The 25546-nt window shown below is 68.8% G+C and carries 30 protein-coding genes; 14 read left to right on the plus strand and 16 right to left on the minus strand.

The window, feature by feature from the left end; genetic code table 11:
• Positions 1 to 36: 36 nt before the first annotated feature.
• From LI336_RS04880 to LI336_RS04895, 4 genes are all read right to left on the minus strand, one after another.
• Complete coding sequence (locus tag LI336_RS04880; protein WP_227131523.1) at positions 37 to 1365, minus strand: ABC transporter substrate-binding protein; 1329 nt, start codon at positions 1363 to 1365, stop codon at positions 37 to 39.
• Between the two features lie 223 nt (positions 1366 to 1588).
• Positions 1589 to 3592 (minus strand): AMP-binding protein, encoded by a 2004-nt coding sequence (locus LI336_RS04885; protein ID WP_227131524.1) that lies wholly within the window; start codon positions 3590 to 3592, stop codon positions 1589 to 1591.
• Positions 3593 to 3676: 84 nt separating this feature from the next.
• Positions 3677 to 3997, minus strand: coding sequence for a transcription factor S (locus LI336_RS04890; RefSeq protein WP_227131525.1), 321 nt, complete (start codon positions 3995 to 3997; stop codon positions 3677 to 3679).
• Between the two features lie 95 nt (positions 3998 to 4092).
• Positions 4093 to 4326, minus strand: a complete 234-nt coding sequence (locus LI336_RS04895) for a DUF5789 family protein (RefSeq protein ID WP_227131526.1) — start codon at positions 4324 to 4326, stop codon at positions 4093 to 4095.
• Positions 4327 to 4459: 133 nt separating this feature from the next.
• Between LI336_RS04895 and LI336_RS04900 the strand changes: the two genes are divergently transcribed.
• Entirely contained in the window at positions 4460 to 4960 is a 501-nt protein-coding gene (locus LI336_RS04900; protein ID WP_227131527.1) for a DUF5797 family protein, read from the plus strand.
• Between the two features lie 19 nt (positions 4961 to 4979).
• Here the strand turns inward: LI336_RS04900 and LI336_RS04905 are convergent, their stop codons facing one another.
• Positions 4980 to 6065, minus strand: coding sequence for a DUF5787 family protein (locus tag LI336_RS04905; protein ID WP_227131528.1), 1086 nt, complete (start codon positions 6063 to 6065; stop codon positions 4980 to 4982).
• 81 nt (positions 6066 to 6146) lie between these two features.
• On the opposite strand from LI336_RS04905, the gene LI336_RS04910 reads away from it, so the two are divergent.
• On the plus strand, positions 6147 to 6386 hold the full coding sequence (locus LI336_RS04910; protein WP_227131529.1) for a hypothetical protein: 240 nt from the start codon (positions 6147 to 6149) through the stop codon (positions 6384 to 6386).
• Between the two features lie 191 nt (positions 6387 to 6577).
• Here LI336_RS04910 and LI336_RS04915 read toward each other — a convergent pair whose 3' ends face one another.
• Entirely contained in the window at positions 6578 to 7015 is a 438-nt protein-coding gene (locus LI336_RS04915) for a bis(5'-nucleosyl)-tetraphosphatase (protein WP_227131530.1), read from the minus strand.
• A gap of 89 nt (positions 7016 to 7104) precedes the next feature.
• Here LI336_RS04915 and LI336_RS04920 point away from each other — a divergent pair, with 89 nt between their 5' ends.
• Positions 7105 to 7437: an uS10/mL48 family ribosomal protein gene (locus tag LI336_RS04920; RefSeq protein WP_227131531.1), complete on the plus strand. Its 333-nt coding sequence runs from the start codon at positions 7105 to 7107 to the stop codon at positions 7435 to 7437.
• Positions 7438 to 7615: 178 nt separating this feature from the next.
• Here LI336_RS04920 and LI336_RS04925 read toward each other — a convergent pair whose 3' ends face one another.
• On the minus strand, positions 7616 to 8737 hold the full coding sequence (locus tag LI336_RS04925; protein WP_227131532.1) for a YihY/virulence factor BrkB family protein: 1122 nt from the start codon (positions 8735 to 8737) through the stop codon (positions 7616 to 7618).
• Positions 8738 to 8837: 100 nt separating this feature from the next.
• Positions 8838 to 9317, minus strand: coding sequence for a pyridoxamine 5'-phosphate oxidase family protein (locus tag LI336_RS04930; RefSeq protein ID WP_227131533.1), 480 nt, complete (start codon positions 9315 to 9317; stop codon positions 8838 to 8840).
• Positions 9318 to 9524: 207 nt separating this feature from the next.
• Here LI336_RS04930 and LI336_RS04935 point away from each other — a divergent pair, with 207 nt between their 5' ends.
• From LI336_RS04935 to LI336_RS04945, 3 genes are all read left to right on the plus strand, one after another.
• Complete coding sequence (locus tag LI336_RS04935; RefSeq protein ID WP_227131534.1) at positions 9525 to 10802, plus strand: amidohydrolase; 1278 nt, start codon at positions 9525 to 9527, stop codon at positions 10800 to 10802.
• 177 nt (positions 10803 to 10979) lie between these two features.
• Positions 10980 to 11414 carry a hypothetical protein gene (locus LI336_RS04940; protein ID WP_227131535.1) on the plus strand — a complete coding sequence of 145 codons (435 nt, stop codon included), beginning with the start codon at positions 10980 to 10982 and terminating at the stop codon, positions 11412 to 11414.
• A 130-nt stretch (positions 11415 to 11544) separates the two neighbouring features.
• Positions 11545 to 11943, plus strand: coding sequence for a hypothetical protein (locus LI336_RS04945; protein ID WP_227131536.1), 399 nt, complete (start codon positions 11545 to 11547; stop codon positions 11941 to 11943).
• Between the two features lie 48 nt (positions 11944 to 11991).
• Here LI336_RS04945 and LI336_RS04950 read toward each other — a convergent pair whose 3' ends face one another.
• Entirely contained in the window at positions 11992 to 13362 is a 1371-nt protein-coding gene (locus tag LI336_RS04950) for a geranylgeranyl reductase family protein (protein WP_227131537.1), read from the minus strand.
• A gap of 110 nt (positions 13363 to 13472) precedes the next feature.
• On the opposite strand from LI336_RS04950, the gene LI336_RS04955 reads away from it, so the two are divergent.
• Both LI336_RS04955 and LI336_RS04960 read left to right on the plus strand, forming a co-directional pair.
• Positions 13473 to 13805 carry a 2Fe-2S iron-sulfur cluster-binding protein gene (locus LI336_RS04955; RefSeq protein ID WP_227131538.1) on the plus strand — a complete coding sequence of 111 codons (333 nt, stop codon included), beginning with the start codon at positions 13473 to 13475 and terminating at the stop codon, positions 13803 to 13805.
• Between the two features lie 89 nt (positions 13806 to 13894).
• Positions 13895 to 14134 carry a hypothetical protein gene (locus tag LI336_RS04960; protein ID WP_227131539.1) on the plus strand — a complete coding sequence of 80 codons (240 nt, stop codon included), beginning with the start codon at positions 13895 to 13897 and terminating at the stop codon, positions 14132 to 14134.
• A 131-nt stretch (positions 14135 to 14265) separates the two neighbouring features.
• Here LI336_RS04960 and LI336_RS04965 read toward each other — a convergent pair whose 3' ends face one another.
• Positions 14266 to 15429, minus strand: a complete 1164-nt coding sequence (locus LI336_RS04965; RefSeq protein ID WP_227131540.1) for an MBL fold metallo-hydrolase — start codon at positions 15427 to 15429, stop codon at positions 14266 to 14268.
• Positions 15430 to 15490: 61 nt separating this feature from the next.
• Here LI336_RS04965 and LI336_RS04970 point away from each other — a divergent pair, with 61 nt between their 5' ends.
• Positions 15491 to 16123: a ferritin family protein gene (locus LI336_RS04970; RefSeq protein WP_227131541.1), complete on the plus strand. Its 633-nt coding sequence runs from the start codon at positions 15491 to 15493 to the stop codon at positions 16121 to 16123.
• 93 nt (positions 16124 to 16216) lie between these two features.
• A complete protein-coding gene (locus tag LI336_RS04975) occupies positions 16217 to 16420 on the plus strand; it encodes a hypothetical protein (RefSeq protein WP_227131542.1) in 204 nt (67 codons plus the stop codon).
• A 29-nt stretch (positions 16421 to 16449) separates the two neighbouring features.
• Here LI336_RS04975 and LI336_RS04980 read toward each other — a convergent pair whose 3' ends face one another.
• From LI336_RS04980 to LI336_RS04990, 3 genes are all read right to left on the minus strand, one after another.
• Positions 16450 to 17883, minus strand: coding sequence for an AI-2E family transporter (locus tag LI336_RS04980; RefSeq protein ID WP_227131543.1), 1434 nt, complete (start codon positions 17881 to 17883; stop codon positions 16450 to 16452).
• 255 nt (positions 17884 to 18138) lie between these two features.
• Positions 18139 to 19377, minus strand: coding sequence for a mandelate racemase/muconate lactonizing enzyme family protein (locus tag LI336_RS04985; RefSeq protein WP_227131544.1), 1239 nt, complete (start codon positions 19375 to 19377; stop codon positions 18139 to 18141).
• A gap of 87 nt (positions 19378 to 19464) precedes the next feature.
• Positions 19465 to 19725 (minus strand): hypothetical protein, encoded by a 261-nt coding sequence (locus LI336_RS04990; protein ID WP_227131545.1) that lies wholly within the window; start codon positions 19723 to 19725, stop codon positions 19465 to 19467.
• Positions 19726 to 19837: 112 nt separating this feature from the next.
• On the opposite strand from LI336_RS04990, the gene LI336_RS04995 reads away from it, so the two are divergent.
• The 3 genes from LI336_RS04995 to LI336_RS05005 all read left to right on the plus strand — a co-directional run bounded on the left by LI336_RS04995 (position 19838) and on the right by LI336_RS05005 (position 21498).
• Positions 19838 to 20272, plus strand: a complete 435-nt coding sequence (locus LI336_RS04995) for a hypothetical protein (protein ID WP_227131546.1) — start codon at positions 19838 to 19840, stop codon at positions 20270 to 20272.
• Positions 20273 to 20437: 165 nt separating this feature from the next.
• A complete protein-coding gene (locus LI336_RS05000) occupies positions 20438 to 21076 on the plus strand; it encodes a bifunctional 4-hydroxy-2-oxoglutarate aldolase/2-dehydro-3-deoxy-phosphogluconate aldolase (protein ID WP_227131547.1) in 639 nt (212 codons plus the stop codon).
• Positions 21077 to 21084: 8 nt separating this feature from the next.
• On the plus strand, positions 21085 to 21498 hold the full coding sequence (locus LI336_RS05005) for an EamA family transporter (protein ID WP_227131548.1): 414 nt from the start codon (positions 21085 to 21087) through the stop codon (positions 21496 to 21498).
• Between the two features lie 37 nt (positions 21499 to 21535).
• Here the strand turns inward: LI336_RS05005 and LI336_RS05010 are convergent, their stop codons facing one another.
• Both LI336_RS05010 and LI336_RS05015 read right to left on the minus strand, forming a co-directional pair.
• Entirely contained in the window at positions 21536 to 23446 is a 1911-nt protein-coding gene (locus LI336_RS05010) for a PAS domain S-box protein (protein ID WP_227131549.1), read from the minus strand.
• A 136-nt stretch (positions 23447 to 23582) separates the two neighbouring features.
• Positions 23583 to 24386 (minus strand): endonuclease III domain-containing protein, encoded by an 804-nt coding sequence (locus tag LI336_RS05015; protein ID WP_227131550.1) that lies wholly within the window; start codon positions 24384 to 24386, stop codon positions 23583 to 23585.
• Positions 24387 to 24465: 79 nt separating this feature from the next.
• On the opposite strand from LI336_RS05015, the gene LI336_RS05020 reads away from it, so the two are divergent.
• Positions 24466 to 25053, plus strand: a complete 588-nt coding sequence (locus LI336_RS05020) for a TIGR02587 family membrane protein (protein WP_227131551.1) — start codon at positions 24466 to 24468, stop codon at positions 25051 to 25053.
• 23 nt (positions 25054 to 25076) lie between these two features.
• On the opposite strand, the gene LI336_RS05025 is transcribed toward LI336_RS05020, so the two are convergent.
• The gene (locus tag LI336_RS05025) at positions 25077 to 25517 is read right to left on the minus strand and encodes a DUF371 domain-containing protein (RefSeq protein ID WP_227131552.1); all 441 of its coding nucleotides are present in this window, start codon (positions 25515 to 25517) and stop codon (positions 25077 to 25079) included.
• Positions 25518 to 25546 lie beyond the last annotated feature (29 nt).

Below are 25546 nucleotides of genomic sequence, written 5' to 3' on the forward strand. Positions count from 1 at the left end.
GTCGCGCTTGCGTCGATACCATGTGTGGACGTGTCATCACCAGCTGTTGATCCACTCTTCGGCGTCGGTGCCGATCGGCGGTGCGACCTCCTGGGGCGTGAAGACGTTCACGTCCTCGAGAACGGCTCGACCGAGGTCGTCGTCCCACTCCAGGCTCCCGGAGTACGCGTTGGACTTGCCCTGGTGGTCCGACCCCATCACGTGGTAGCCCGCGGGCGTGTGGAACCCGTGGTCCTCGAGCGAGCGGGCGATCTGCTCCTGGGACGGCCACTCGCCGAGGATGTCCACGGTCTTCGCCGTCGCGGTCGCCCACGCCGTCACCGCACCGTACCCGCTCATGAAGTGCGCGGTCGGGACGACGTCGTACTCGGACTGGGCTTGCTCGAAGAGGTCCGCGTTCGGACTCCACCGCGACCCGTTCGGGAAGTCCCAGTACCAGTTCCGGCTGCCCGAGAACGCCTGTGCTTGCTCGACGACGTCCTGATCGAGTTCGTCGACGGCGCTGTAGAGGATGCTGCCGACGAGCTGGGTGTTGTCGAACATGTCGTTCGCCGCCGCCTGATTCATGAGCGTCGTCACGTCACCGCCCCAGACGCTCGTGAACGTGACGTCGGGCTCGTTGTCGTTCACCTCGGTGATGTGCGTGGACATGTCGTCGGCGAGCAGCTCCGGGAACCCCTCGTAGACGACGTCGACGTCGCCGACGAGTTGCTGTATCGCGAGCTTGAAGAACTTCCACTCGTCCTGACCGAACGCGTAGTTCGGGTTGATGCCCGCGATGCTGTCGATGTTGTCCGCGCCGATGCGGGCGACGGCTTCGCGCGCGGCGGTGACGACCTCCATCACGTCGTAGTTCTGGAAGCGGAACGAGTACGTCGGGTCCGGGACGGTGTCCTCGTACAGCGTCGTCACGGTGCCGTCGGTGCCGACGTTCACGACGCCCTGCGACTCGACCTCCGGCGCGAGCGCGGCGTGGCCGCCGCTGGATATCGGGCCGAACGTCACCTCCTTGCCCTCGTCGACGAACTGCGTGTAGTTCTCGACGGCCGCGTCCGCTTCGTGCGCGACGTCGAGTTCCATCTCCCGGCCGGCGATACCGCCGGCGTCGTTGATGCGCTGGATGGCGATCTCCGCGCCGTACTGGGCTTGCAGGCCGAGCACGGACGCCGCCCCCTCGGTGTACGTCTGGAGGCCCGCCTGTATCGGTTCGTCCGGGACGTCGGCCTCACCGCCCGAACTCTGGTCGTCTTCGCCGAGCAGCGTGCTGCAGCCCGCGAGGGCCGCCGCGACTGCCGTTCCGCCGACCATACCCAGCATCGACCGTCGGTCGATTCCACCGTCAGAGTCCGCAGTGTCTCGTGTCATGGTTGCATTGTCGGACGCGAGCGACGGATGCCAAGGGCACTGTCACTCACTGTCACACCTGGTAGGATAGTCACCCGAGAAGCCCCAATAACCGCGTGTTTACACGTCAACCCTCGCCCGTGACGCTCCGAAATCGAACGCCGACAGCGATCCCCTGACGGCGGCCGCCGACAGCGACGCCGCGCGGGTGGACGTCAACGGCGACGCACTGGGATGACTCTCCCTATCGGGCGTTCTCGACCTTCTCTAACGCCTCGGGGTTCTCGATGCTGCTCATGTCCCCGAGTTCCTCGCCGGTGTAGACACCCTCGATGGCGCGCCGGATGATCTTCCCGCTCTGGGTCTTCGGGAACTCGTCGACGAACAGGACCTCGCGCGGCCGGAACGGTTTCCCGAGTTCCTCGCCGACGACCGCGCGGAGTTCCTCGCGGAGGTCGTCGGATTCCTCGACGCCGTCCTCGAGGACAACGTACGTGACGACGGCGGTCCCCGTGGTGTCGTCGGGTGCGCCGACGGCGGCGGCCTGGTTGACGGCGTCGTGCTCCATGAGCGCCCCCTCGACCTCCGCGGGCCCGACCTTCCGGCCGGCGACGTTGAGCGCATCGTCGGCGCGCCCGTGCAGGAACCAGAAGCCGTCCGCGTCCATCTGCGCCCAGTCGCCGTGGTCCCAGAGGTCCTCCCAGTTACTCCAGTACTCCTCGAGGTAGCGCTCGTCGCCGCTCCACAGGCTCTTGGTCATGCTCGGACAGGAGTCCCGCGCGACGAGGAACCCGCGCTCGTTCGTGTCCCTGATCGACTCGCCGTTCTGGTCGACGATGTCGATGTCCATCCCGAGCCCCGGGCCGCCGAGCGTACACGGCTTCAGGTCGTTGATCGGCATCGGCATCAGGAAACACCCACAGATCTCGGTGCCGCCCGAGATGTTGATGACGGGGGCGTCGCCGCCGCCGACCTCGTCGAGGAACCACTGCCAGCTCTCGGGGTCCCACGGTTCGCCGGTGGAGCCGAGCAAGCGGAGGCTGGAGAGGTCGTGGCCCTCCAGCCACTCGTCGCCGTGCTTGCGGAGCGCGCGGATGGCGGTCGGCGAGATACCGAACTGCGTGAGCGAGTGGCGGTCTATCATCTCCCAGAATCGGTCGGGTTCGGGGTGGTCGGGTGCGCCCTCGTACATGAACATCGTGTTCCCGAACGAGTGATTCCCGATGAGCGTCCATGGCCCCATCATCCACCCGATGTCGCTCACCCAGAAGAAGCGGTCGCTCGGCTGGAGGTCGAACCCGAAGTAGAGCTCCTTCGCGCACTGCAGCTGGACGCCGGCGTGCGTGTGCACGATACCCTTCGGCTTCCCCGTCGTCCCCGACGAGTACAGGAGCATCGACTCCTGGTCGCTGGGAAGAGACTTCGTGTCGTAGTCGTCGTCCTGCGTCTCGACGGCCTCGGCCCACGTCTCGTCGCGGCTCGTCCACGGCACGGCCTCGGTGTCGCTCTCGACGCGCCCCAGTCGCTCGAAGACGACCGTGTGCTCGACGTGCCCGGCCTCGTCGATGGCGTCGTCGGCGGCGTGCTTCAACGTCACCTCGCCGCCGCGGCGATAGAACCCGTCGCCCGTGAACAGCACCGAGCACTCCGAGTCCGCGATGCGGGTCGCGGTCGCGTCCACGCCGAACCCACTGAATATCGGGACCGCGATGGCGCCGACCTTGAAACAGCCATAGAGGATCGAGATGACTTCCGGGACCATCGGCATGTACAGCCCGACGGTGTCGCCGGTCTCGATGCCGACGGACTCGAGGTAGTTCGCGACCTTGTTCGACTGCCGGTGGAGTTCGTGGTACGTCACCTCGCGGACGTCACCGGGTTCGCCCTCCCAGATACACGCGACCTTGTTCCGCTGCTCGGCGTCCGGCGCAGCCCACCGGTCGACGGTGTTGTGCGCGATGTTCAACTCGCCGCCCGGATACCAGTCCGTGAACTGTGGCCCGTCGGTGTCGTCTCGGACGGCGTCGTAGTCCTCGTAGAACTCGACGTCGAGGTAGTCGACGAGTTCGTCCCAGAACCAGTCGACGCCGCTCTCGGGCTCCCCGTCGACCTCGGTCGACGTCCGCTCGATCAGTTCGTCGTAGTCGCTCATGCCGTACGCCTGCATGAACTCGTACACGTTCGTCGATTCGACGAACTCTCGGTCGGGCTCGAACGCGACCTCGGATACGTCTTCGAGGGAATCCATCTCGTTCCCGAAATCTTGCACGGATGATAAAGAAGTTTCTCTCCGGCCAGCGCTCGAAACGAGGTCAGCGAACGGTCCCGGGCGCTAGTTGTCGTCCTCGCGCCACTTGTGCTCGCACTCGGTACAGATGAAGAACCGCGTCTCGGACTCGTCCGCCGCTCGAATCTGCTGCATGTAGTAGTACGCGCGGTCGTTGTCGCACTTCGGGCAGTGCGCGGTCGTCCGCGGCAGGCCCTTCTCCTCGGCGCCACTGATGTCGACGACCTCGGAGTGCTCCTGTCCCTCCGTCGTCACCATCTCGGCTTCCTTCGCCTCGTCACGGCCCTGTTCGTGCCCGCAGCTCCCGCACACCCAGTGGTCGCCTTCGGTCTTCATCATCGAACCGCATTCGTCACAGAACTCCATTCTTAGCCCGGGCTACGACCGGCCGCCCTGTTAAGTCGTCCGCTTCCCGGCTGCTATCGGTGCCCTCGCGCCGATGGAGGTGTGCCGGCTGGCGGTCACTGCTCGATGCCGGCGGTGACGACGTCGTCGAGTTCCTCGTGGAGGTCGGCGACGGCGTCGAACGCGTCGCTGTCCGTCTCGGAGACGAGCGCGCCGAGGTTCGCCTCGGCGCCCGACTCGAACGTGACGGTGACGTCCGCGAGTTCCGCTGCGACGTCGTCCCGCACGATCGGGTACGAGAACTCCGCGAGCGCGGTCTCGACGTGCTCGTACGTCAGCGTACGATCCATGATACGACGTGACAACCGTCGGGACCTTAGTGGTACCGCCAAGTCTGCCCGGTCCTGCGCGGGTGCAGCGTCGCGTCCGGTCGTCGCGTGGACTCCAGAAGCGGGAAATACGGGCCGCCTGTACCGATACGTGATGACGCTCTCGGAGGAGGCACGCGAGCGGCTGGCGGACATCGTCGAACTCCAGCCGACGAAGAACGGGGAGCTACAGGAACGATGGGGGATGGACAGCGGGAGCGACGTCCACGGCTACCTGGAGAACGAACTGAAGGAGTACTACTATCGGGACGACGACAGCCTCATCCGGGCGACCGCGGACGCCGCAGAACTCGTCGACGTGGACCCGGGCGTCGAGTCGAGCGACGACGGGACGACGACGGCGGTCCGCGTGCCGCGCCTCCAGGCGCAGCTCGTGGAGGTCGTCCCGGCAGCGGACGAGGACGGGAAGAGCGTGGTCGGGACCCTGCACGCCCTCCGGGACGCGTACGACGTCGACCCGTCGACGGACGACGTCCGGTCGGCGCTCCAGGCGCTGAAACGCAAGGGCGTCGTCGAGGTCGTGTACACGACGGTGCCGACGTTCCGGCTCGCGGTCGACCGCGACGAACTCGACGTCTCGGTGTCCGAGGACTGACTCGGCGGCGAGACCGCTCTCACTCGTCGGGCGCCGGCCGATGCCGAGCTCTTCTGCGGTCGAGCACGCGCCGAGCGCCCTTCCCCGGCCCGCCGTCGATGGGCCATCCTCGCGTGCGCCACGCGGGCGGTTCGGGCTCGAACTCGCTGCACGCGCCGCGGCATTCGGCGCTCGTCTGACAGCGGCCTTTCGCGTCGCAGAAGGGGACGAGGCCGTCGCCGGCGGATTCGAGCCGGTAGTGCCGGCAGTCCGGCCGCATCGCGTCGACGTACGACCGCCAGCCGCGCTCGTACGCGCGCTCGGCGATGGCGAGGCGCTTCCCGCGCTTCCACTCGACGTCCGCGTACTCGAACCGTGCCGCGGAGGCGTCGTACCCGCTCGCGGAGTCTGCTGGATCGGGGTTCTCGAGGATGCGCGTCCCGGGGTCGTCCGCGGTGAGCGTCCGCGGATGCCAGACGACCTCGGCGCTCGTACGGTCGGCGTCGGTCCCGACCGCGTCCGAGACTGCGAGGATACCGGCCTCGACCGGGAGGCCTTCGAGCAGGAGGCGTTCGTTCACGTCGTCGTTCGCGCGCACCGCGACCCACGCCTCGTCGGCGAGCGCGAGCGCGACGTCCGTCTCGAGCTGGTCGGCGAGCGCGCGCGCCGCGGTCCGGTCGAGGTCGGGCTTGTTCTCCACGGCGACGATACGCCGCACCCACGCCTCGGGGTACGGCCCGATGCGGCGTATCTCGATGCGCCCAGCGCGCTTGCGGTGCTCGAGCGCGCCACGAGCGGAGAGCGTGTGGATGCTCTCGCGGATGTACCGCCACGGGTACCCGGGGTCGGGGAGCGCGTCCCGATAGTACGCCCAGTCCGCGGGCGCGTGCCGGACGACGTGCAGCTGGTTCGAGGAGAGCGCGTCCGGCCCGAACGCGGCGCGCGCGGTCAACCCCGCGAGGTCGCACTCCAGGACGACGGTGTCCCAGCGCCGGGACTGCGTGCCGAGCTGGCGCGCGACCAGCACGGCGCTATCGCGCTCGCCCGCCGGCGGCCACTCGCGCTCCGCCCACCGACACACCGCCAACTCGAAGGGGAACTCGGCATCGGACCCGGGGAGCGTCACGACGTCGACTCCGCGCGCCGTCAGGGAATCCCTTTCGGTGTTTCCAGTGGATTCACACGCCTGGCGCGAGACGCCCCAGGCGTGTCCACCGCGAAAGCCCTTCACTCGATACGTCGATTGCTCGCGTTCGCGTGCCTGCTGCTGTCGCTGGTCCTCGTCGGCGTCGGCGAACTCGTTCTTACAGTTGATTACAGCAGCCTCGCGCTTAGCCTGATCTTCGCTGGGATCCTCGCCACCGTCGCGAGCGGGCTCTGGTTGGTATCGACCCTCACCGCCAGCCAACCGGCGAACGACGGATCGTCGCAGACGGCCGACGCCTGATCGGTCGGCAGCGACGACCCTGGCGGGCGCGGCGACGACGCGAACGACGAGGAAGCAGCGGACGAAGACTGGGACTCACGGACAGAGCAGCCGGCGACGCCAACGGCCCCGTCCTAAGCGGTCGCTGGACACGCCTGCGGGCAGGACCGGCCTGGCGTTTCGCTTCCAGGCGCGCGACGCCGCCGCTCCGACTATATCTCGTCTGCTTCCTTGAGTTCGTTCAGGTACTCGTGGGCCTGTTCGAGTATCTCGCGCGGGCCGTCCTGCGTGACGGTGTTCACGGCCTGCTCGTAGTCGCGCCACTGGAGGTCGCGGTGCTCCGTGGAGAGTTCCGCGCTCGCCTCGTAGGACTTCGCGATGAACAGGTGGACGGTCTTGTGGATGGTCTTCCCACCGGCCTCGAAGACGTAGTCGTAGTCCTCGCGGAACCCATCCAGTAGTCGGAAGTCGTGGATACCGGCTTCCTCTTTCACTTCCCGAATCGCGGTCTGCTGCAGCTCTTCTTCGCCCTCAACGCCGCCCTTCGGGAACTCCCAGTCCCCGGGACGGCTCTTGAGGAGAAGGTACTCGCGCTGGCCCCGCGTATCCCGGAAGAGGATGGCGCCCGCGCTCGTAGCTTCGACTGTCATTGCAGGTACGTAATTCACCCCGATTTAAGAGAATATCGGAGAGCGTTCCGTTGTGCTTTAGGTCGTCGCCCGAGACTGCTCGTACAGGAATGAGCTTCGTCACACGCCTCACGCTCTCGAGCGGGGACCGCGCCGCGCTCGACGGCGTGGTCGACGACATCAAGCAGACCGCGTCACGGAAGGGCGCCGAGTTGAAGGGACCGCACTCGAACCCGCCGACGGAACTGCGCGTCCCATTGGAGAAGTCCGTCGCGGGCGACGATTCGTTCGGGAACTGGGAGTACACCGTCTACGAGCGCACCGTCGAACTCGTCGGGCACGACGGGCTCGCGCGCTCGATCGCGGACTGGGACTTCCCGTCGTCAGTTCACGTCGCGGTCGAGGTCGAGAACGTCCGCTCGCAAGGCCAACAGCCGCTGTAATCGGGTCCTTTCGGTCGAATCCTCGTCGTTCTCGCGTCGTTCTCGCGTCGTTCCCACTCGGGTGGTCCTGCGTCGCCCTCGCTGGACCGCGGACGCCTCGGTCAGTCGTCTCCAGTGGCGTTCCACCCGGCTGCGCGCGCCATCCGGGGCTGCGGTCGTCCATCGACCAGCGGTCGGGTCAGCGCTCCTCGGTCGTCCAGACGACGCGGAGTTCCGCGCGCGCCTCGGGGCCACCGAAGAGCCCGGGTCGTGCGACCGTCGTCGTCTCCGCGTCCGCCGTCGTCGGTCGCGGGAGCGTGTACTCGCGGCCGTCGACGACGACGGTCGCGCGCTCGGCGGTCTCGAGCGCTTCCGCGAGCGCCACGAGGTCGGCCGAGGGCAGGTCGGTGACGGTGCGCGAGTCCGCGTCGTCGGAAGTGCCTCCACGCAGGGCCGCGCCGTGGTCGCGGGTCGAGGTGCCGCCGTTCGCGACCGCAGCGGCCGCGGGCGTCCCCGGCCACGGGAGCGGGTCGACGTCCTCGCTTCGGCCGGCGAGCACGGCGTTGATCGCGGCGCCCAGCAGGACGACGAGCCCGGAGACGTACAGCCACGTCACGAGAAGGAGGACGGCGCCGAGGAGACCGTACGCGTCGTCCGAGCCAGCGATCGTGGCGTACGTCTGGAACGCGGATTCGAGCGTCGCCCAGCCCACGGCGGCGAAGACGGTGCCGGGGAGGACCTCGCGGACGGTGACGTCCTCGTCGGGGAACACGTAGTAGATGGGGAAGAATGCGAGTGCGAGTCCCGCGACGAACGCGACCCACACGACGAGTTCGCCGACGAGTCCGGAGCCGTCGAGTGAGACGACCGTGCCGGCGAGCGCGGCGAGCGCCGCAGCGGTGCCGACGCCGAGGAGGACGACCACACCGTCGGATAACTGGTCCGCGAGCGGGTTCGCGGCCTCGCTCTCGTAGATGTCCGAGAACGCCTTGTCGAGCGTCCGGAACACCTTCAGCGTCCCCCAGACGAGCGTGACGAGGCCGAGGATGGAGAGGCCGGTGCTCGCACTTGCGGAGACGACCGCGTCGGCGAGCAGCGCGCCGTTGTTCGGGGAGACGTACCCGCCGATGCCCGTGACGACGTCGCGAGCGACCGCGCCGTCGGTCGCCGCCTCCACGGCGACGAGGAGGACGAGGAGGAACGGGAGCAGGGAGACGAACGCGTGGTACGCGACGCTCCCCGCCATGAACGTCAGGTTCTCGGCGCGCGCCTCCCGGTAGACCGAGACGAGGATGGCGCGCCCGAGCGCGATTCGTGACATGATTCTCATACGTTAGCCCGAGAGATAAGTACCGCGTCCCCCCTCCCGGTCCTTCGGGTCGACGACCAGTTACGCCGGTCGGGACCGCTCCGACGCGCGCTCAGCGGTCCGGGTGCTCCAGGCCCGGCGGGAGGCCCGTGTGGCGCAGGCCAGACCAGTCTTCGACGTCGAACCGGTAGACGCGAACGCGCTCCGTCTCGAACGCGCGCTCGAAGATGTCGGGATGCCACGCGTTGTCCTGCATCGCCTCGTCGTGCGCATCCCACTCCTCACGGGGAATCTCGTGGACGCGTCCCTCGCAGACGACGCTCCGCCAGAGGAACGGCGATTCGGCAGCGTAGACGAGGTACGTCGCGGGGTCCTCGCCGCTGCTCAGGTCGGCTTTCCGGCTCGAGTCGCCGGCGACGAACGTGAAGTAGAGCCCTCGGTCGCCGTCGTACCCGAACGAGATCGGGAGGACGTACGGCGCGCCGTCGGTCGGCAACGCGAGGATACCGACCCCCTGACTCGACAGGAAGTCCCTGATGTCTCCGTCGTCCATCCGTTCGATTCCGAGCGTCTCCAGCGTCTCGACAGTCATACGGATATATTGGACGCAAGACCTCTTAAGCATCGTTCCAGCGGTTTTCTGGCTGGTCCCGTCCCACGTCTCGATGGTGGCCGCTGGGGCGTCGACGCGCATCCCGCTCGGATGGCCACCCGACGCGCAGCCATCTCGACTGGTCGACCGACGGTGCGGTTCTCCGCGTCGGTGCGAGTTAAGTGCGCGGCGGTCGTCGACCCACGCATGTCACACGTCGACCGCGACCGCCTGGTCGCACTGCGACGCGAGTTCCACCGGCATCCCGAACCTGCGTGGCGCGAGTTCTGGACGACCGCCCGTATCGTCGAGGAGCTTGAATCCATCGGCGTCGACGAGCTGTACGTCGGGCGCGACGCGCTCGACGGCGACAGCAGGATGGCCGTCCCCGAAGGTGCGGAGCTCGCCGACTGGCTCGAACGCGCCCGGGAGGCGGGCGTCGACGAGGACACGCTCGCGACGATGGACGGCGGGTACACCGGCTGCGTCGCCGTCGTCGACTGCGGCCCGGGACCGACGGTCGGCCTCCGCGTCGACATCGACGGGCTGCCGCGCGCGGAGTCGACGGACGACGAGCACGTGCCGGCTCGCGAAGGGTTCCGCTCGGAGACGGGCGCGATGCACGCCTGCGGGCACGACGGCCACGCGACGATCGGGCTCGGCGTCGTCGAGGCCATCCGCGACAGCGAGTTCTCGGGAACGCTGAAGGTGTTCTTCCAGCCCGCCGAGGAGGTCATCGGCGGCGGGAAGGCGATGGCGACGAGCGAGCACGTCGACGACGTCGACTACCTGTACGCGCTCCACCTCGGCCTCGACCACCCCACCGGGGAGGTAGTCGCGGGCATCGACGGGTTCCTCGCGGTCGAACACCTCGACGTCGACTTCCACGGGGCACCCGGGCACGCGGGTGCGAAGCCCGAGGAGGGCCGGAACGCGATGCAGGCGATGGCCGCGGCCGTCCAGAACATGTACGGTATCAGTCGGCACTCCGACGGTGCGACGCGCGTGAACGCCGGGGTCGTCGAAGGCGGGACGGCGTCGAACATCATCCCGGAGGCGGTCCGCGCGCAGGTCGAGGTACGCGGCGAGACGACCGAGTTGAAGGACTACATGAGCGACCGCGTGCAGGACGTCGTCGCGGGCGCCGCACGGATGCACGACTGCGAGTTCGACGTCGAACTCGGCGGGCAGGCGCCGAGCGCGACGAGCGACCAGGCGCTCGTCGACTTCGTGATGGACGCCGCCGACGGCACGGACGGCGTCACGTCCATCGTCGAGCGCGACGCCCTCGGCGGGAGCGAGGACGCGACCTTCCTCATGCAGTCCGTGCAGGACCGCGGCGGGCTCGCGTGCTACGTCGGCGTCGGCACCGACCACCCGGGCGGCCACCACACCGCGACGTTCGACGTCGACGAGGACTCGCTCCCCGTCGGCGTCGACGTCCTCGTCGGCGCCATCGAGCGCGTCGCCGACCGCCGTCCCTGACACGCGCCGAACGACTTCTCTGGCACGTCCGGAACGCCCTCCGGCTCTCTCCTCCCGGTCCTTCCGTCTCGGTCCCAGTATCCGCACCCGCCAGTACGGAACACACAACCCGACCCGAGGAATAATTCAATACTCCACTACGGAAATTTTATTATAATGCAGCGTATCGACGTGTGTATGGCAAAGCGGAAAGAACGTGCGACTGGAACCGTGGTCGCAGCCGTCTGTGGACTCCTGACGGGCGCGTTCGCGCTCTCGATCGGCCTGCTAGAGTTCCTCGTCGGCCTGCACTTCGCACCCGGGTCGCTGCTGGCGGTCGTCGGCTACTTCGTCGGCGGGTTCCTCGTCGTCGGCACGTCCACGGGCGTGTTCGTGATGCGGCCGGCCGCGCGGAAGCTCGCCATCCCCATCTACGTCGGGGCGGCGGTCGCGTTCGGCACGATGATAGCGACGAACCTGGACGCCACGCCGACCGCACTCGTGGGTGGCGTCATGGCCGGTATCAACGCCATCGGCGTCGTCGCGCTGCTCGCGTCCGAGGACGTCGAGGTCGGTGGATGCACGGACACCAGCGACGAGCACGCGACCGACATCGGCACCGGCTTCCGCTGAGGCGCTTCCTCGGTCCGGTGGACCCCCGGCCGGTGGCGGCGAGGTCACCGGCAGTGTGGACGTCGGGGACGATTCGTCGGTGAACTGTCAGGCAGTCGTTTTTTCTTGCTTCGTTGACTTGTTCTGTCGTATGCCACGTCGCCCGCTCGCGCTGACGCTGTTGTCGTGCTGGTCGGTGCTCGGCGCAGCCCTCCTCGTCGCACTCGTCACCGTCCTGACCGACTACGCGAACACCGGCCCGGTGCCGGCGGTCGTCGCGGGACTCGGTGTGCTGGTCGCGGTCGTCGGACTCGTCGTCGCCGCCGGCCTCTGGCGGACGAGCGCGTGGGCGCGCCCTCTGGGCGTCCTCACGTACGCGCTCGGGGGACTGGTCGCGCTCGCGGTCGCCGCGAGCGTCGACGCGTGGGCCCCTGCAGCCCCGACGCTCGCCGGGAACGCACTCGCCGTGCTCTCGCTCGCTCGCCATACCTCCGGGTTCGAGGACGGGGAACGACGACCCGACGAGGTCAACGCGCACGTCGGTCGGTGAAACAGTCGCAGATCGAGAACGGACGGAGGGCGTCTCGGGTGAGTCCAGTCAGTACTTCGGGTCCGCGCCGGTCGTCGCGTACACGTCCTCCATGATGTCGTCGCGGCGACTCTGCCACATCTCGAACGCCTCGGGCGAACTCGGGTAGTCCTCGTAGTGGCTGAGGAGGTCGTCCGCGACGTTCTTCGTCTTGTAGAAGTCGTATATCTGCCCCCAGTACCCGAAGCTCTTGATCGCCGCCTTCAGTTTGAGGCGGAGACCGAAGCTCGTCGACCCCTCGTAGAGCGCCTCCGCGAGGTTCTCCCCGGGGAGTGCTGCCATGAGCCCCATGAGGTCGTCCACGTCGACCGCGGTCGACAGGATGTTGTACACGTCGAGCGCTGCGTACCGACCGCCGAAGTGCTCCATGACGCGCTCGTTGTACTCCCAGAGCGCCGCTTCGCCGACGTCACCGTCCTCGATGGCGTCGATCGCTTGCTCGGCCGCGTACTTCCCGGCGTACGCCGCACCCGCGATACCGCCACCGGTCGTCGGGTTCACGTGCCCTGCGGCGTCGCCGACCGCGACGAACCCGGGTGCGACCGCCGAGTCGTACGGGCGTCGCGTCGGGAGCGCCGCGCCGAGCTTGTCCGTGACCTCCGCGCCCTGGAACTCCGGGCGACTGCGGAGGTCGCGTTTGAGGTCCTCGACGAGCTGCATCGGCTCCTCCGTCATCTGGAACCCGAGTCCGGCGTTGATCTCCGTCTCCGTCCGCGGGAAGTACCAGAGGTACCCTGCAGCGCGCTCGGTCGGCTTGAACACGAGCGCGTCGGACCACTCCACGGGCTCGTCGACCTCGACGATCTCGCGGTACGCCGAACAGAACTGCGAGTAGTTCACGTTCGTGTCGAACGTCGCGCGCTCGAGGTCGGCCTTGTCCTGGAGGATGCTCAGCGACCCGGCGGCGTCGACGACGACGTCAGCGTCGTACGTGACGACGTCGCCGGTGCGTTTCCCGCGGACGCCGGCGACCTGCCCGTCGTCGGCCTGCATGACGTCCTGGACGACGGTGTCGTAGTGGAACTCGGCGCCGGCTTCGTTCGCGCCCTCGATGATGAGGCGCCCGTACTCCCAGCGGTCGATGACCGCGAGCTCGCCCGGGACCGGGATGTCGAGCACGGTGTCCTCCTGGGGTATCTCGAAGCGACCGTGGTCGACGTCCGTGTTCGTGAACGCCGACTGGATCTTCGACTTCGGGATGGCTTCGGGGAACGCGTCCGCGCCCTTCAGGGCGTCGCCGCACGCGATGTGGCCGGCTTCCGATTCGGTCTTGCGTTCGACGACGACGACGTCGTAGCCCGCGCGGGCGACCGTCGCCGCGGCGTAGCAACCCGATGTGCCGGCGCCGACGACGACGACGTCGTACTCGTGCGTGGTCATACGCCCGGAGAATCGCGCCACTATGAAGAAACTTTACGTGCGATTCCGTCGCCCGTAGGGCGCCAGAATAGGCATAAAGAGTTTTCTTCGCGCTGCCAGAAGACGGCGGTATGACCGACTACACCGTGGAGTTCGTTGGGACGGGCGAGTCCATCACCGTCTCCGACAAGCAGACCATCCTGAAGCGATGCATCGAGGAGGGCATCGCCCAGGAGTACTCGTGTCGCGTCGGGATGTGTCTGGCGTGCTCGGCGGAGATCGTCGAGGGCGAGGTCACCCAGCCCGCTGCCCGTGGACTCACGGACGAGGAGAAGGAGGCGTACGCGTTGACCTGTATGGCGCGCCCGAACTCGGACCTCGTACTCGACCGCGGGAAGTACCCGCCGAGCATCGAGGGCGACGTCGAGGCGATGACGGAGGACGCTGCGGCCGCCGACGACTGACCGCGACCGTCGCCGCGAACGGTCACCACGAGGGAGACGGTCGAGGCGACTCCGCACGGCTTTTATAACGAGACGTCGTTCCGTGGCGTATGGCCGGTATCGTCACCACGCTGTTCGCCTCGCTCCTCGCGTTCGCGGCCGGTGGACTGCTCGCTACGCCGTTCACGACGTTCGACGGGGACTCGACCAACCAGGGTCTCGCCGCGGTGAACGGGGTCCTGTTCGCGCTCGTCGCGTTCTACGTCCAACTGGACGTCCTGCTCCTCATCGGCTCGCTGTTCGCGGGCGTCGTCCTCGTCGGCACCGTGACCGAGTTCCTCCGCGACTGAGAGCATGGTGACCGAGTTCCTCCGCGACTGACCGCATCGATTCGCCACGATCGTCGCTTCTCTTCGCGTCTCCCGAGACCCCTCGTCGAGCCCTGCCTCGGTGACCGACGCCGTCGGTCTCCGGGACGTGGTCAGTCAGCTGCGCAGTTGTTCGGGCCGAGCTCGAGCTCGAACGCGGTCTCGTCGTCGATGGTCTCTCGGCCGAGGTTCACGTCGATGATCCGCTCGTAGTTCTTGGGTGGCGGGGACTCCGAGCGGACCGCGTCCACGAACGCGTCGCGGTCCCGACCGAGTGCGTCGAGCAGGTCGTGAACGCCCTCGACCGTGATGGCGAACGTCCCGTCGTCGGTGCGCGCGACACCGGGTTCGTGGTGCCCGGGGAACAGGCGCGTCCCGGGCGAGAGCGAGCCGAGGGTGTCGGTGACGGTCCGATACAGGTGTTCGGCGAGTTCCTCGGTGGCCGCGTCCGGGTCCGCGGCGAGTTGCGCTTCGAGGTCCGGGCGCGCGACGCCCTCGATGAACACGGAGTCACCGACGAGGACGACGTCCCCGAACTCGATACCGGTCATCTCCGAGGTGTGCCCCGGGAGTCCGACCGCTCGCAGTTCGGCGTCCCCGAACTGGAGCGTCTCGCCGGCCGCGAGCGGACGCGCCCCGTACGTGAGGCCGCGTTCGCGAGCGCCCTCGGGGAGCACCGGCTGCGCGTCGGTACCACGTGCGACGTTCCGGACGCCAGAGACGTGGTCCGCGTGAACGTGCGTGTCGATGGCGTACACGATGTTCGCGCCGCGGTCGCTGGCGTCGCGCGCGTACCGGTCGGTGAACGCCCGGAGCGGGTCGACGACGACCGCCTCGTCGCCCGCGACCAGGAGGTAACTCAGGCACCCCGAGGACGGCCGGTCGTACTGGACGAGCGTGCCCGCGGTCGTCTCCGTCTCCGTGGCCGTGATGAGTCGCGCCCACCCCTCCATGCCGTCCTCGAGGTGGACGGCGTCGACGCCGTCGTCGGCGAGCGCGTTCGCGACCTCCGCACTCGCTTCGCCGACCGCGCACACGACGACGACCGGTTCGTCGACGTCCGCGACCAGGTCGGCGACGTCACCGGTCACCTGCGCTTGCACGAACCGCGCGTACGGCACCTGCTCGACGTCGACGTTCGGCCCGGCGATGCGCCACGCCTCGACCTCGTCGCGGTTCCTGAGGTCGAGGACGGTGACGTGGTCCCCGCGAGCAACGCGGTCCGCGAGCACTCGCGGCGTCACCGTCGGCGCGTCAGAGACGTCCTGCGGAGTCATACGTGCCCGTACGGGTCGTGGTGAGATAAAGTTCAAGCCCTCGCGCTCGAATCCACCGAGCATGGACGCACCAGCCCTCCGCGAGACCGTCGAGCGCGAGAACCAATCCGAACTGGACCGCCTCGGGTCCTCGAAGTACCTCATCGCACTCACCGACGCGGACCTCTCCGAGTCGACGATACTCGACGCGGTCGCCGAGAGCGAGTACCTGGCCCGCGAGACGTTCGAGGCGCTCGCGTCGGTGGAGGACGACGACCGCGCGCGGGCGGCGTTCGAGGCGGTCGCCGAACAGGAGGCCGAGCACTACGACCGCGTCTGCGAGCGCCTCGGGGCTCGACCGGAACCCGACCACGCTGGCGCGGTCCACGGGTACCTCCGCGAACGCGAGGACGCCATCTCGCGCGTCGCCGGCGCGCTCGTCGGCCGTCCGCTCGTCAGCGTCCGCGCTCACACGCAGGTGATCGGGTTCTACGTGAACGAAGCCGACGAGGCCGGCGCGGACCTCTTCCGCGACCTGAAGGCCGACACCGACGACGAACTCGAACGCGGCCTCGCGGTCCTCGACGCCATCTGCGAGACCGACGAGGACTGGGAGCGCGCGCGGGCGACCGCCGAGTACGCCGTGCAACTCGCGTACGACGAGTACGCCGACTCCCTCACGGAGATGGGCGTCAACCCGAAGTCGACCTGTTGAGCGACCGGTCGCCCATGCGACCGAGCCTCGACGACCGCTCGCACCGGCACGCGAACCCGTATTTTCAAGAGACGGACAGGAGTACGGTCGCGCATGGACCACCGCTGTCCGGACTGCGGCGTCACGCTCGAAGCCGTCGACTTCGGGATGCAGGACGCCTGGAAACCACACGTTCGCACCGGCGAGAAGAAGGAGGGCCTCCTCGGGAAGCTCGGGATGAACGAAAGCGTCCCCGTCGACGCCGGCATGTGCCCCGAGTGCGGACTCGTCCGTCTCTACGCCGACGTCGACGAGTAGCGAGCGACGGCTCCCGGCTCTCGCCCCCGTCAGTGCTCGCTCGCGTCCGTCCCCGGCGCCGACCGGTCGCTCGCGTCCGCCTCGTGCGTCGACGAGTCACGGTCGACATCGGCCGTGGACGAACCAGCGTCGCGCTCGCTGGTCGCGTCGTCGAGGACGGCTTCGGCGTCCTCGTGCGCGTCGAACTGCGGCGGGTCGCCGGGGTGATAGAGCCACGGGACGACGACGCGCGCGAACTCGAAGAGGACCACGAGAACGAGCGGCCCGAGGAAGATCCCGTACCACCCGAAGAGGACGGGCCCGAGCGTGTACGCGAGCATCACGAGCCCGACGTGGAGCGTCCGCCCGCTCACGTACGGCCGGAGGAGCTGGTCGGGGACGTAGTCGACGACGACGAACGAGACGGCGAGGAAGACCGCGGGGAACCAGACGTCCTGGGGGTTCGCGAGCGCGACGACGCCGAAGAGGTACGCGGCCAGCGGGAGCGTCACGAGCTTGATGCCGATGACTGGCACGAGGCTCGCGACGCCGACGAGCAAGCCGACGAGCACGGCCTCGGGGATCGCGACCGACGGCGGCGAGACGGCGTTCAGGACGAGGAACGTGACGACCGCGAGGAACCCCGTGAGGAGCGCGTTCAGGATGTTCCCGAAGAACACGTTCTTGAGGTCGCGGTCGACGGCGACGAAGTACGCGTGCAGGACGCTCTCCGGGGCGACGAACGTCTCGCGCGCCCACGCCGCGACCTTGTGGTCGTCGCGGAGCAGGTAGAACGTGATGATGAGCACGACGAACGCGTGCAGGAGGACGTTGAACAGCTGACCGAGCGTCCCGAGGAAGAGGTCCAGGACCTCGGTGATGCTGCCGCCGAGCTGGAGGTCCGCGATCGAGGTCGGGTCCGCGAGCACGGCCTGGAGGTCCGCCGTCACGTCCGCGACGATCGCGTTCAGGTCCGCGTACGGTTCGACGAGTGCAGCGAACTGCCCACCGACGTCGCTGTCGAGGACGCCCGCGAGCGCGCTCACCGCGACGAACACCGTCCACCCTACCAGTACGAGCACGGGCAGCCCGACCGTGAGCAGCGTCAGGACCACGGCGAGCGTCCGCGAGCCGACGCGGGGCTGCACGATCCGCGAGAACACGGGACGCGTGACGTAGTACGCGAACAGACCCACGACGACGGTCCCGACGTACTGCCAGAGCACCCACGCGAACACGGTCGCGAACGCGACCGCCACGACCCAGAGCGCGACCCGACTCCGGTCGAGTTCGGACAGCCACGACTCCAGGCCGCGAACGTCCGACCGCGACGCGTCCGACGCCAGCGTCGTTCGCGCACCCGAACCCGCTCCAGGTTCACGATCAGCATCGTCCGCAACGTCGTCACGCGCAGCGTCGTCACTCCCACCAGACGCGTCACCGCCTCGAACCGGCTCCACGTCACCGTCCGTCTCGTCGGTCATGAATCACGCATATTTGCAGTTGCTCTCGAAGCGACTGGAGCGACCGGCCTTCGACCGACGGCCCGCAACTCGAGTGCACGCCTCACTCACGACGACGACCCCAGCGCGAAAAACGATACGTCACCGATACCGACCACTTACCGACGAGACAGCCCCCGCATCCTCGAACCCCGCGACCCGGAGCCCCGCCGACTCGACTTCGCTCCGCTCAGTCGAACAACGCGAATCAGAGATTCGCTGACTCGACGAGTCGTTTCACGCCTCGTCGAACAACTCCTCGCCGTCGACCATGTGCGCCTCGACGGCGTCCATGTCGAGCGTCACGCCCAGCCCCGGCTCCTCGGGGACCGTGATGTAGCCGTCCTCGATGACGTCCTCCTCGACGAGGTCCTCCCACCAGCCGAGCTCGTAGCTGTGGTACTCGACGGCGAGCGAGTTCGGGATGGCGGCGGCGACGTGCGCGCTCGCCATCGTCGCCACGGGCGAGGACACGTTGTGCATCGCGACCGGCACGTAGTACTGGTTCGCGACGTCCGCGACCTTCCGCGTCTCCCGCATCCCGCCGACCTTCGGCAGGTCCGGCGCGACGATGTCGACCGCCTGGTTCTCGATGAGGCGGCGCTCCTCGGTGACGCGATACCGGTTCTCGCCGACCGTGATCGGCGTCGTCGTCGACTTCGTCACCTCCTCCTGGACCTCGAGGTTCTCCGGCGGCACCGGGTCCTCGAGCCACCAGACGTCGTACTCCTCGATGGCGCTCGCGAGTCGCTTCGCGCTCCCGCCCGAGAACGTCCAGTGACAGTCGAACGCGACGTCCGCACGGTCCTTCACGCGCTCGGTGACCTTCTCGACGATCTCGGCCTTGTGGCGGATCTCGCCCGGGCGGAGATGGCGGTTCGCGCGGTCCTTCTCCAGCCCGCTCGGGACGTCGAGGTCGAACTTCAGGGCGTCGTACCCGAGTTCCTCGACGACGCGCTCGGCCTCGTCCGCACACGCCTCCGGGTCGGCCTCCTCCTCGGTGTGACAGTCGCAGTAGACGCGGACGTCGTCGCGGTACTTCCCGCCCAGGAGCTGGTAGGCGGGGACGTCGAGTATCTTCCCGGCGAGGTCGTGGAGCGCGACCTCGATACCCGAGATGGCGGTGACGGTGACGCCCTCGACGCTGCCTTCGCCGCTCATCTTCTGGACGAGGTGCTCGAAGAGCCGGTCGACGTCGAGCGGGTTCTCGCCGACGATCATCGGCTTCATGCGCTCGATGAGTTCGGGGACGCCCGCGCCCCAGTACGCTTCGCCGGTACCGGTGACGCCAGCGTCGGTGTAGATGCGGACGAGCGTCCACGGGAAGTTCCCGTCTATCATCGTCGTCTGGACGTCGGTTATCTGGACGTCGCGGCCGCCGCCGCGGTCTCGTGTGACGCCCATCGTCTCACCCGAGAGCTCGCGCATCGTGTACTCCGCGTTCGGGTCGTGTAGGTCGGCGTAGTCGACTCCCATAACCCATGGTTTACTCGCAATCCAGTAAAGTTTTCGACGGCGCGGTTCGGGTCGGGCACGCGACGTCTGCAAGGACGTCCGCGCCGCTCACTCGTCTTCGATGACGCGGTCGCGTTCCCAGTCCCGCGGTGGCGAGTTCATGTCCGCCACCTCCTTGCGGATCCACCGGACGTACGCCCCGAGCACGCCCATCGCGACGACGGAGAACGCGAGCGTCACGAACGCCAGCAGCGTGCCAGCGCCCCCGAGGTCGAGGAACGCGAGCGCGCTCGCCGCCGCCAGCACGTACAGTCCGAGGACCGCGAACAGCGTTCGCACCGTCAACAACCGACGCACGAACCTCCACATGCTTCGAGCACCGACTCCCAGCGTCTTGGCTATTGTGCTGTCCCCGCCCCAGCTCGCCGTCCCGGGTGGCGTGCGTACGATTCATGTCGTCGGCGGGCCTCGCCGTCGAGTGATGTACTCGAGCCATCACGCCGCCCTCTCGCTCGTGGCCGGCGTGGCGCTGGCACCGTTCGTGTCGACGCCGCTCCAACCGGTGGGGACGGTCGCGTACGCCGTCGTCCTCGGGGTCGGCGTCGACCTCGATCACTTCCTGGTCGCGAGGTACCGGACCGGGAACTGGCGCGCGCTCCGCGCCTGCCTGACCGACCCTCGGCGCGTGTTCCTCGCGCAGGACGAGATATTCGACCCGGGCGAGGTCTGGCCGCTCGAACGATTGCTCTCGCACGCCCTCGTCGGGACCGCGCTCGTCGGCGGCCTGTTCGCGGCAGGACTGACGGGACCGGCCGTGGTGTCCGCGGTCGTCCTCCACGTTCACGTCGTCGCTGACCTCCTCTGGGACGTCGCGCGCCAGGAGTCCTACCACGAACAGGTCCGAGAAGCGACGTGACGAGCGGACGTCGCCGCCACCGACCACACGAACTCGCCCGCGAGCGTCGTCGCTACCGACCGCACGAACTAGCCCGCAGACGTCGTCGCTACCGACCGCACGAACTGGCCCGCGAACGTCGCCGTGGTGCGTGGGTTTATGTCGTCGCCGAGTGGACTGGGCGACATGAACGAGACGGTTTCGCGGATGTGCGAGAGCGGCGTGGTGGCGGTACTTCGAGGGGTCGACGCGTCGGACGTCCAGATGGTCGGGGACGCGCTCCGGGACGGCGGCGTGACGGCGATGGAGGTGACGATGGGGAACGACGATTCGCTGGCGGCCATCGAGGCCCTCGCCGAGCACTACCGCGGCGAGGACGTCGTGGTCGGCGCGGGCACGGTCCTGGATTCGGAGACGGCCCGTCAGGTCCAGCTCGCGGGCGCGTCATTCGTCGTCAGTCCGACGTTCGACGAGGGCGTGGTCGAGACCTGTAACCGATACGGGGTTCCAGTGGCGCCGGGGGTGGCGACGCCGACGGAGGCGCTTACCGCCTACGAGGCGGGCGCGGACCTCTGCAAGGTGTTCCCGGCGTCCTCGTACGGCCCCGGGCACCTGTCGAGCATCAAGGGTCCACTCCCGCAGATCCCGCTGATGCCGACGGGCGGCGTCGGCCCGGACAACGCCGGTGCCTACGTCGAGGCGGGCGCCGAGATGGTCGGCGCAGGCGGTTCGCTCGTCCCCGACGACGCGCTCGAGCGCGAGGACTACGACGAGATGACGGCACGCGCCGAGGAACTCGTCGGCGCCGTCGAGGACGCACGGTAGCGTCGTCCATGCTCAGCTCCCCTGTCGCGTACGGACTCCTGGCGATGGTGGCGTGGGGCGTCTGGTCGGTGGTCGCGGAGGTGGCGACCGACCACGTCTCGCCGGAGGTGGCGATGGTCGTGTCGTACGCGACGGGCGCAGCCATCGCGTTCGGGTACGTGCTGTCGCGACCGGCGTCCGTGGAGTTCTCGACGCGCGGCCTCGGTATCGCGGCGCTCGCTGGCGTGTTCGCGGGTGTCGGCGCGGTCGCGTTCTACGTCGGCCTGGACCGCGGGAGTACGGGCGTCGTGACGACGGTGTCCGCGCTCTACTTCGTGGTCGCGGCGGTGCTCGCGGTCCTCTTCCTGAACGAGTCGGCGTCGCTGCGGACGGTCGCGGGCATCGCGACCGCGGGCGTCGCGGTCTGGTTGCTCGCCGGATGACTCGGCGCCGATAGCGGGGACGGCCGGCGATCGCCGGTCAGCGGGCTGCTTTCGCGAGCCGTAGTTCGACGCGCGTGCCGTGCTCGCCGGTGTCGACGGTGACCTCCCCGCCGCCGGTGCTCGTGATCCAGTTGACGAGCCAGAGTCCGAGGCCGCTCCCGTGTTCGAGCGGGGATTCCTCCGCGCCTTCGAGGACGCGGCGGTCCTGCTCCGGGAAGCCGTCGCCGTCGTCGGCGACGGTGACGGTCACGAACCCGTCCAGCTCGTCGACCGCGACGGTGGTGACGTCACCACCGTGTTCGATGGCGTTCGCGAGGAGTTCGTGGACGGCGAACTCGAGTTCCCCGCCGACGTTCACGACGGCGGTCCCGTCGACGGACAGTATCTCGGGGGCGAGCTCGAAGCGCGCCACGGCGCTCCGGACTGCTGTCGCAGCGTCGGTGTCCGTGCGCCCGTCCTGGTTCCGGGCGGCTCGTCGGAGTCGCGCGGACTTCTCGCCGAGCGCGACGAGGTCGGCGCTCGTCTCCTTGATGGCGTCGACGTGCGTCTCGACCGAGGTGTCGAGCGTGGCGTCCGCGAGCGCGTCGCCGTGCCCGGTGAGGACGGTCGCGGCGTTCCTGACGTTGTGTCTGAGTACGCGATTCAGGACGGAGAGCAATCGCTCGCGCTGGTACTGGCGGGTGACGTCGCGCGCCGCACCCTCGAGTCCGCGGACGTCGCCGTCGACGACGACCGGGACGATGTTCACCTCGATGTGGCGGCGGCGCTGGTCGGCGGCGACGACCGTTAGTTGGAGTTCGGAGACGCGTTCCCCGTCGCGGGCGCGAGCGAACGCGTCGAACGCTCGGTCGGCGTCCTCGTCCGCGATGACGGTGGAGAACGGTTCGTCGACGAGGTCAACGGGCTCGTATCCGAGGACGGCTTCGACGGTCCCGGACACCGACTCGAACACGCCGTTGGCGTCGACGCGGAACACGATGTCGAACGCCGCTTCGGTGACGTTCCGGAGCCGGCGCTCGGTACGTTCGAGCGCTTCGATGCGGTCGCGTTCGTCGCTGACGTCCCGGAAGACGGCGACGACGAGCGTCCGGTCGTCGACAGTGACGGTGTCGGCGCGGAGCGCGACCGGGACGGTCTCACCGCGTCGCGTCCGGAACTCGAGGCCGTCGAGCGCGTCGAAGCGCGGTTCGACGGCGGCGTCCCCGTCGTCGAGGACGCCGTCGACCTGCGTCATGAGGTCCGCTGGGTCGCCGGGGTGGAGTTCGGTGACGTGGACGCCGCGGAGCGTCTCGGGTGCGTACCCGAGGACGTCGGCGGCCGCCTGGTTGACGTCCAAGACTGCGCGCGTCTCGAGGTCGGCGACGAACATCGCGTCCGGTGCGAGTTCGACGAGTCGGTTCGCGACGGGTGCGGCGTCCTCCAGTCCCCTCGCCAGTTGCGGGACGCCGGGTCTGTGGTCGAACGGGTCGTCCGCGGTCGGGATCGGGGCCGTGGTCCGGCCGCCGTCAGCGGTCGCGGCGGCGTCATCTCCTGTTCCTTGGCCGCCTCCCGTCCCGGGCGCGGCCGCGTCGTCGGGCAGCGTTGTAGCTTCGGCGACCGCGTCTGCGAGTTTTTCTGGTGTTTCGTCGACGGTCTCGACCGGGAGGTACGCGTCGACGTCGTGGGCGACCGCGTCGGTCGCCACGCGATGGGTCGGGTCGGTCGGGACGAGGACGACCGGGACGTCGGGACGGACGTCGCGGATGGTCGAGAGCCGGTCGACGGCGTCGACGGTCCCGTCGTCGTCGCCGAGGACGACGCAATCGACGCCGAGGACGGCGTCGCGGTCGACGGCGTCGGCGTCGCACGTTCGAAACGTGACGCCGGCCGCCGGGACTGCGTCGCGGACGCCGGTCGTCACACTCGCGGGTAACCCTGCCGCGAGCACGACCGCGGAGCGACCCGCCATGAGTATTCACCGGTGCTTACCACTACGCGAGTATCAAAGCATCGGCGATTCGTCCCGCCGTATTCGCACTCGTGACGTGGTCCTTCGTGCCGTTCGCGCTCGCGTCCCACTCGGTCAGTGCCGTTCGCGCTCGCGACTACGCGTCGGCGGGGTCCTCGACCTCGCCGCTCTCGGGGTAGACGCCGACCTGATCGCAGACGTCGGCGAGCGGGCACGCGTCGGGGTCGTCGAGACACGCGGGCTTGCGCGCCGAACAGTACTCCCGACCGAACTGGATGGTGGCCGTATGCCCGAACCCGCACTTCTCCGCGGGGACGTCTCGTTCCAGGACCTCGCGGACGCCCTCGTGGTCCGCGTCCGGTGGGGCGATACCCATCCGCCGGTAGATGCGATGGACGTGCGTGTCCACCGGAAAGACGCCGCCCTGGCCGCCCGCGAACAGGAGCACGCAGTCCGCGGTCTTCGGCCCCACGCCCTTCACCTCCAGCAGGGTCTCGCGGACCTCGCCGGGGTCGCCGTCGCGGACGAACGCGTCGAACGCCGCCGTCGACCCGTACTCGTCGAGCACCCACGCGGCGGCGCGATGGATGCTCTCGGCCTTCTGGTTGTACAGGCCCGCGCTCGCGATGGTCTCCGCGAGTTCGTCGTGGGGTGCCGCGTCAAGGTTCGCCGCCAGGTCGTCGATCGGTCCGTATCGCTCGACGAGCGCGTCGTGGGCCGGCTGGCTCGCGACGTCGCTCGTGTTCTGACTGAGGATGGTGCGGACGAGGCACTCGAAGCCGTCCTGGCCGCCGTAAGCCTTCTGCCAGTACAGTTCACCGAGGCGGTCGACGACCGCTTCGGCGCGCGTGCCGGCGGTCTCCGGGTCGAACGACGCCTCGACGCCGCCGCCCGCGCTCCCACCGGAGATGTTCACGTCCGGTTCCGCGTCGTCGCTCATGACCGACGGTTCTCGCGCGAGCGGCAAGTACGGTTCGCCCGACGAAGCGCTTACGCCGCCGGGCCGAGACGTCGTCCGCATGAGCGAGTCGGTGGGCGACGACACAGCGGCCGTGGACGAGGACGACCCGCCGGACATGGGCGACCTCTACGACGAACTGGAGGCGCTCGCGGACGTGGTCGACGACCCCGCGGAGCGCGAGCGCGTCGCCGCGGCGATGCGGACCGCGGCCGCGGTGGAACCCGTCGGCGTGTTCGGGCGGGTCGTCAGCGGGTTCGACCGCGGGGACGCCGCGGAGGCGCTGCTCGGGAGCGCGCTGTTCGGCATCCCGATGCTCGTCGAAGGTGGGACGAGCGAGGTCGGCGAGTTCCTCGCCACACACCCCGTCTCCGTCCTGGGGACGCTCGCGTTCACCGTCGTCGCCGTCGTCGGCATCCTCTACGTGAGCGACATCCAGGACGTCCGCGTCTCCCATCGCTTGCTGGGCGTCGTCCCGCGACGGCTCGCGGGCGTGCTCGGCATCTCGCTCGCGTTCGCCGTCGTCTCCATGACCGCGTGGGGGCGCGTCGCCTGGGGCGAGCCGCTCGTCGCGGCCGCAGTCATCTCCGTCGCGTGGGTTCCGATGGCTATCGGCGCCGCCCTCGGCGACATCCTCCCCGGAACCTGACCGCGGGAGTGCGCCACAGCGCGTCAGCGCGTGACCTCGAGGACGACGCGGACGTCGCCGCCGTCGGCGAGCGCGTCGACGACGTCGCGGTCGACGGACTCGGCGGCGCCGTCGGCTTCGAGCATGATCGTCCGGTCGTCGACGTGCGTCGAGGTGCGGCCGACCATGCTACGGTCGTCGGTGAGCGCGAGCCCCGGGTGGCCGCGGCCCTCGAACGTCACCGTCGCGTCGTCGACCTCGAGCGTCATCGTGACGGTCGCGGCCGCGTCCTGGACGGCGTCGCGGAACGAGTCGGAGAAGTCAGCAGGGGACCGGTCGGCGTCGACCGCGAGGATGCAGTCGCCGGCGGGCGTGAGCCAGTCGTCGGTCGTCACCTCGAACGTGCTCGCGTGCTCGGCGGTGACGTGCTCGTGGCCGGTGGCGTGCACGACCTCGCGGTGCGTGCTCGGGGCGTCGTCGGTCATGCCCGCCGGTTCCCGGCGAGCGTACTTAT

This window comes from Halorubellus salinus, assembly GCF_020567525.1.
Taxonomy (GTDB): domain Archaea; phylum Halobacteriota; class Halobacteria; order Halobacteriales; family Natrialbaceae; genus Halorubellus; species Halorubellus salinus.

What these genes read in the sequence shown, in the direction of transcription:
- LI336_RS04880 (WP_227131523.1), bottom strand. Translation starts at nt 1,365, where the DNA reads ATGACACGAGACACTGCGGACTCTGACGGTGGAATCGACCGACGGTCG.
- LI336_RS04885 (WP_227131524.1), bottom strand. Translation starts at nt 3,592, where the DNA reads ATGGATTCCCTCGAAGACGTATCCGAGGTCGCGTTCGAGCCCGACCGA.
- LI336_RS04890 (WP_227131525.1), bottom strand. Translation starts at nt 3,997, where the DNA reads ATGGAGTTCTGTGACGAATGCGGTTCGATGATGAAGACCGAAGGCGAC.
- LI336_RS04895 (WP_227131526.1), bottom strand. Translation starts at nt 4,326, where the DNA reads ATGGATCGTACGCTGACGTACGAGCACGTCGAGACCGCGCTCGCGGAG.
- LI336_RS04900 (WP_227131527.1), top strand. Translation starts at nt 4,460, where the DNA reads ATGACGCTCTCGGAGGAGGCACGCGAGCGGCTGGCGGACATCGTCGAA.
- LI336_RS04915 (WP_227131530.1), bottom strand. Translation starts at nt 7,015, where the DNA reads ATGACAGTCGAAGCTACGAGCGCGGGCGCCATCCTCTTCCGGGATACG.
- LI336_RS04920 (WP_227131531.1), top strand. Translation starts at nt 7,105, where the DNA reads ATGAGCTTCGTCACACGCCTCACGCTCTCGAGCGGGGACCGCGCCGCG.
- LI336_RS04925 (WP_227131532.1), bottom strand. Translation starts at nt 8,737, where the DNA reads ATGTCACGAATCGCGCTCGGGCGCGCCATCCTCGTCTCGGTCTACCGG.
- LI336_RS04930 (WP_227131533.1), bottom strand. Translation starts at nt 9,317, where the DNA reads ATGACTGTCGAGACGCTGGAGACGCTCGGAATCGAACGGATGGACGAC.
- LI336_RS04935 (WP_227131534.1), top strand. Translation starts at nt 9,525, where the DNA reads ATGTCACACGTCGACCGCGACCGCCTGGTCGCACTGCGACGCGAGTTC.
- LI336_RS04940 (WP_227131535.1), top strand. Translation starts at nt 10,980, where the DNA reads ATGGCAAAGCGGAAAGAACGTGCGACTGGAACCGTGGTCGCAGCCGTC.
- LI336_RS04945 (WP_227131536.1), top strand. Translation starts at nt 11,545, where the DNA reads ATGCCACGTCGCCCGCTCGCGCTGACGCTGTTGTCGTGCTGGTCGGTG.
- LI336_RS04950 (WP_227131537.1), bottom strand. Translation starts at nt 13,362, where the DNA reads ATGACCACGCACGAGTACGACGTCGTCGTCGTCGGCGCCGGCACATCG.
- LI336_RS04955 (WP_227131538.1), top strand. Translation starts at nt 13,473, where the DNA reads ATGACCGACTACACCGTGGAGTTCGTTGGGACGGGCGAGTCCATCACC.
- LI336_RS04960 (WP_227131539.1), top strand. Translation starts at nt 13,895, where the DNA reads ATGGCCGGTATCGTCACCACGCTGTTCGCCTCGCTCCTCGCGTTCGCG.
- LI336_RS04965 (WP_227131540.1), bottom strand. Translation starts at nt 15,429, where the DNA reads ATGACTCCGCAGGACGTCTCTGACGCGCCGACGGTGACGCCGCGAGTG.
- LI336_RS04970 (WP_227131541.1), top strand. Translation starts at nt 15,491, where the DNA reads ATGGACGCACCAGCCCTCCGCGAGACCGTCGAGCGCGAGAACCAATCC.
- LI336_RS04975 (WP_227131542.1), top strand. Translation starts at nt 16,217, where the DNA reads ATGGACCACCGCTGTCCGGACTGCGGCGTCACGCTCGAAGCCGTCGAC.
- LI336_RS04980 (WP_227131543.1), bottom strand. Translation starts at nt 17,883, where the DNA reads ATGACCGACGAGACGGACGGTGACGTGGAGCCGGTTCGAGGCGGTGAC.
- LI336_RS04985 (WP_227131544.1), bottom strand. Translation starts at nt 19,377, where the DNA reads ATGGGAGTCGACTACGCCGACCTACACGACCCGAACGCGGAGTACACG.
- LI336_RS04990 (WP_227131545.1), bottom strand. Translation starts at nt 19,725, where the DNA reads ATGTGGAGGTTCGTGCGTCGGTTGTTGACGGTGCGAACGCTGTTCGCG.
- LI336_RS04995 (WP_227131546.1), top strand. Translation starts at nt 19,838, where the DNA reads ATGTACTCGAGCCATCACGCCGCCCTCTCGCTCGTGGCCGGCGTGGCG.
- LI336_RS05000 (WP_227131547.1), top strand. Translation starts at nt 20,438, where the DNA reads ATGAACGAGACGGTTTCGCGGATGTGCGAGAGCGGCGTGGTGGCGGTA.
- LI336_RS05005 (WP_227131548.1), top strand. Translation starts at nt 21,085, where the DNA reads ATGCTCAGCTCCCCTGTCGCGTACGGACTCCTGGCGATGGTGGCGTGG.
- LI336_RS05010 (WP_227131549.1), bottom strand. Translation starts at nt 23,446, where the DNA reads ATGGCGGGTCGCTCCGCGGTCGTGCTCGCGGCAGGGTTACCCGCGAGT.
- LI336_RS05015 (WP_227131550.1), bottom strand. Translation starts at nt 24,386, where the DNA reads ATGAGCGACGACGCGGAACCGGACGTGAACATCTCCGGTGGGAGCGCG.
- LI336_RS05020 (WP_227131551.1), top strand. Translation starts at nt 24,466, where the DNA reads ATGAGCGAGTCGGTGGGCGACGACACAGCGGCCGTGGACGAGGACGAC.
- LI336_RS05025 (WP_227131552.1), bottom strand. Translation starts at nt 25,517, where the DNA reads ATGACCGACGACGCCCCGAGCACGCACCGCGAGGTCGTGCACGCCACC.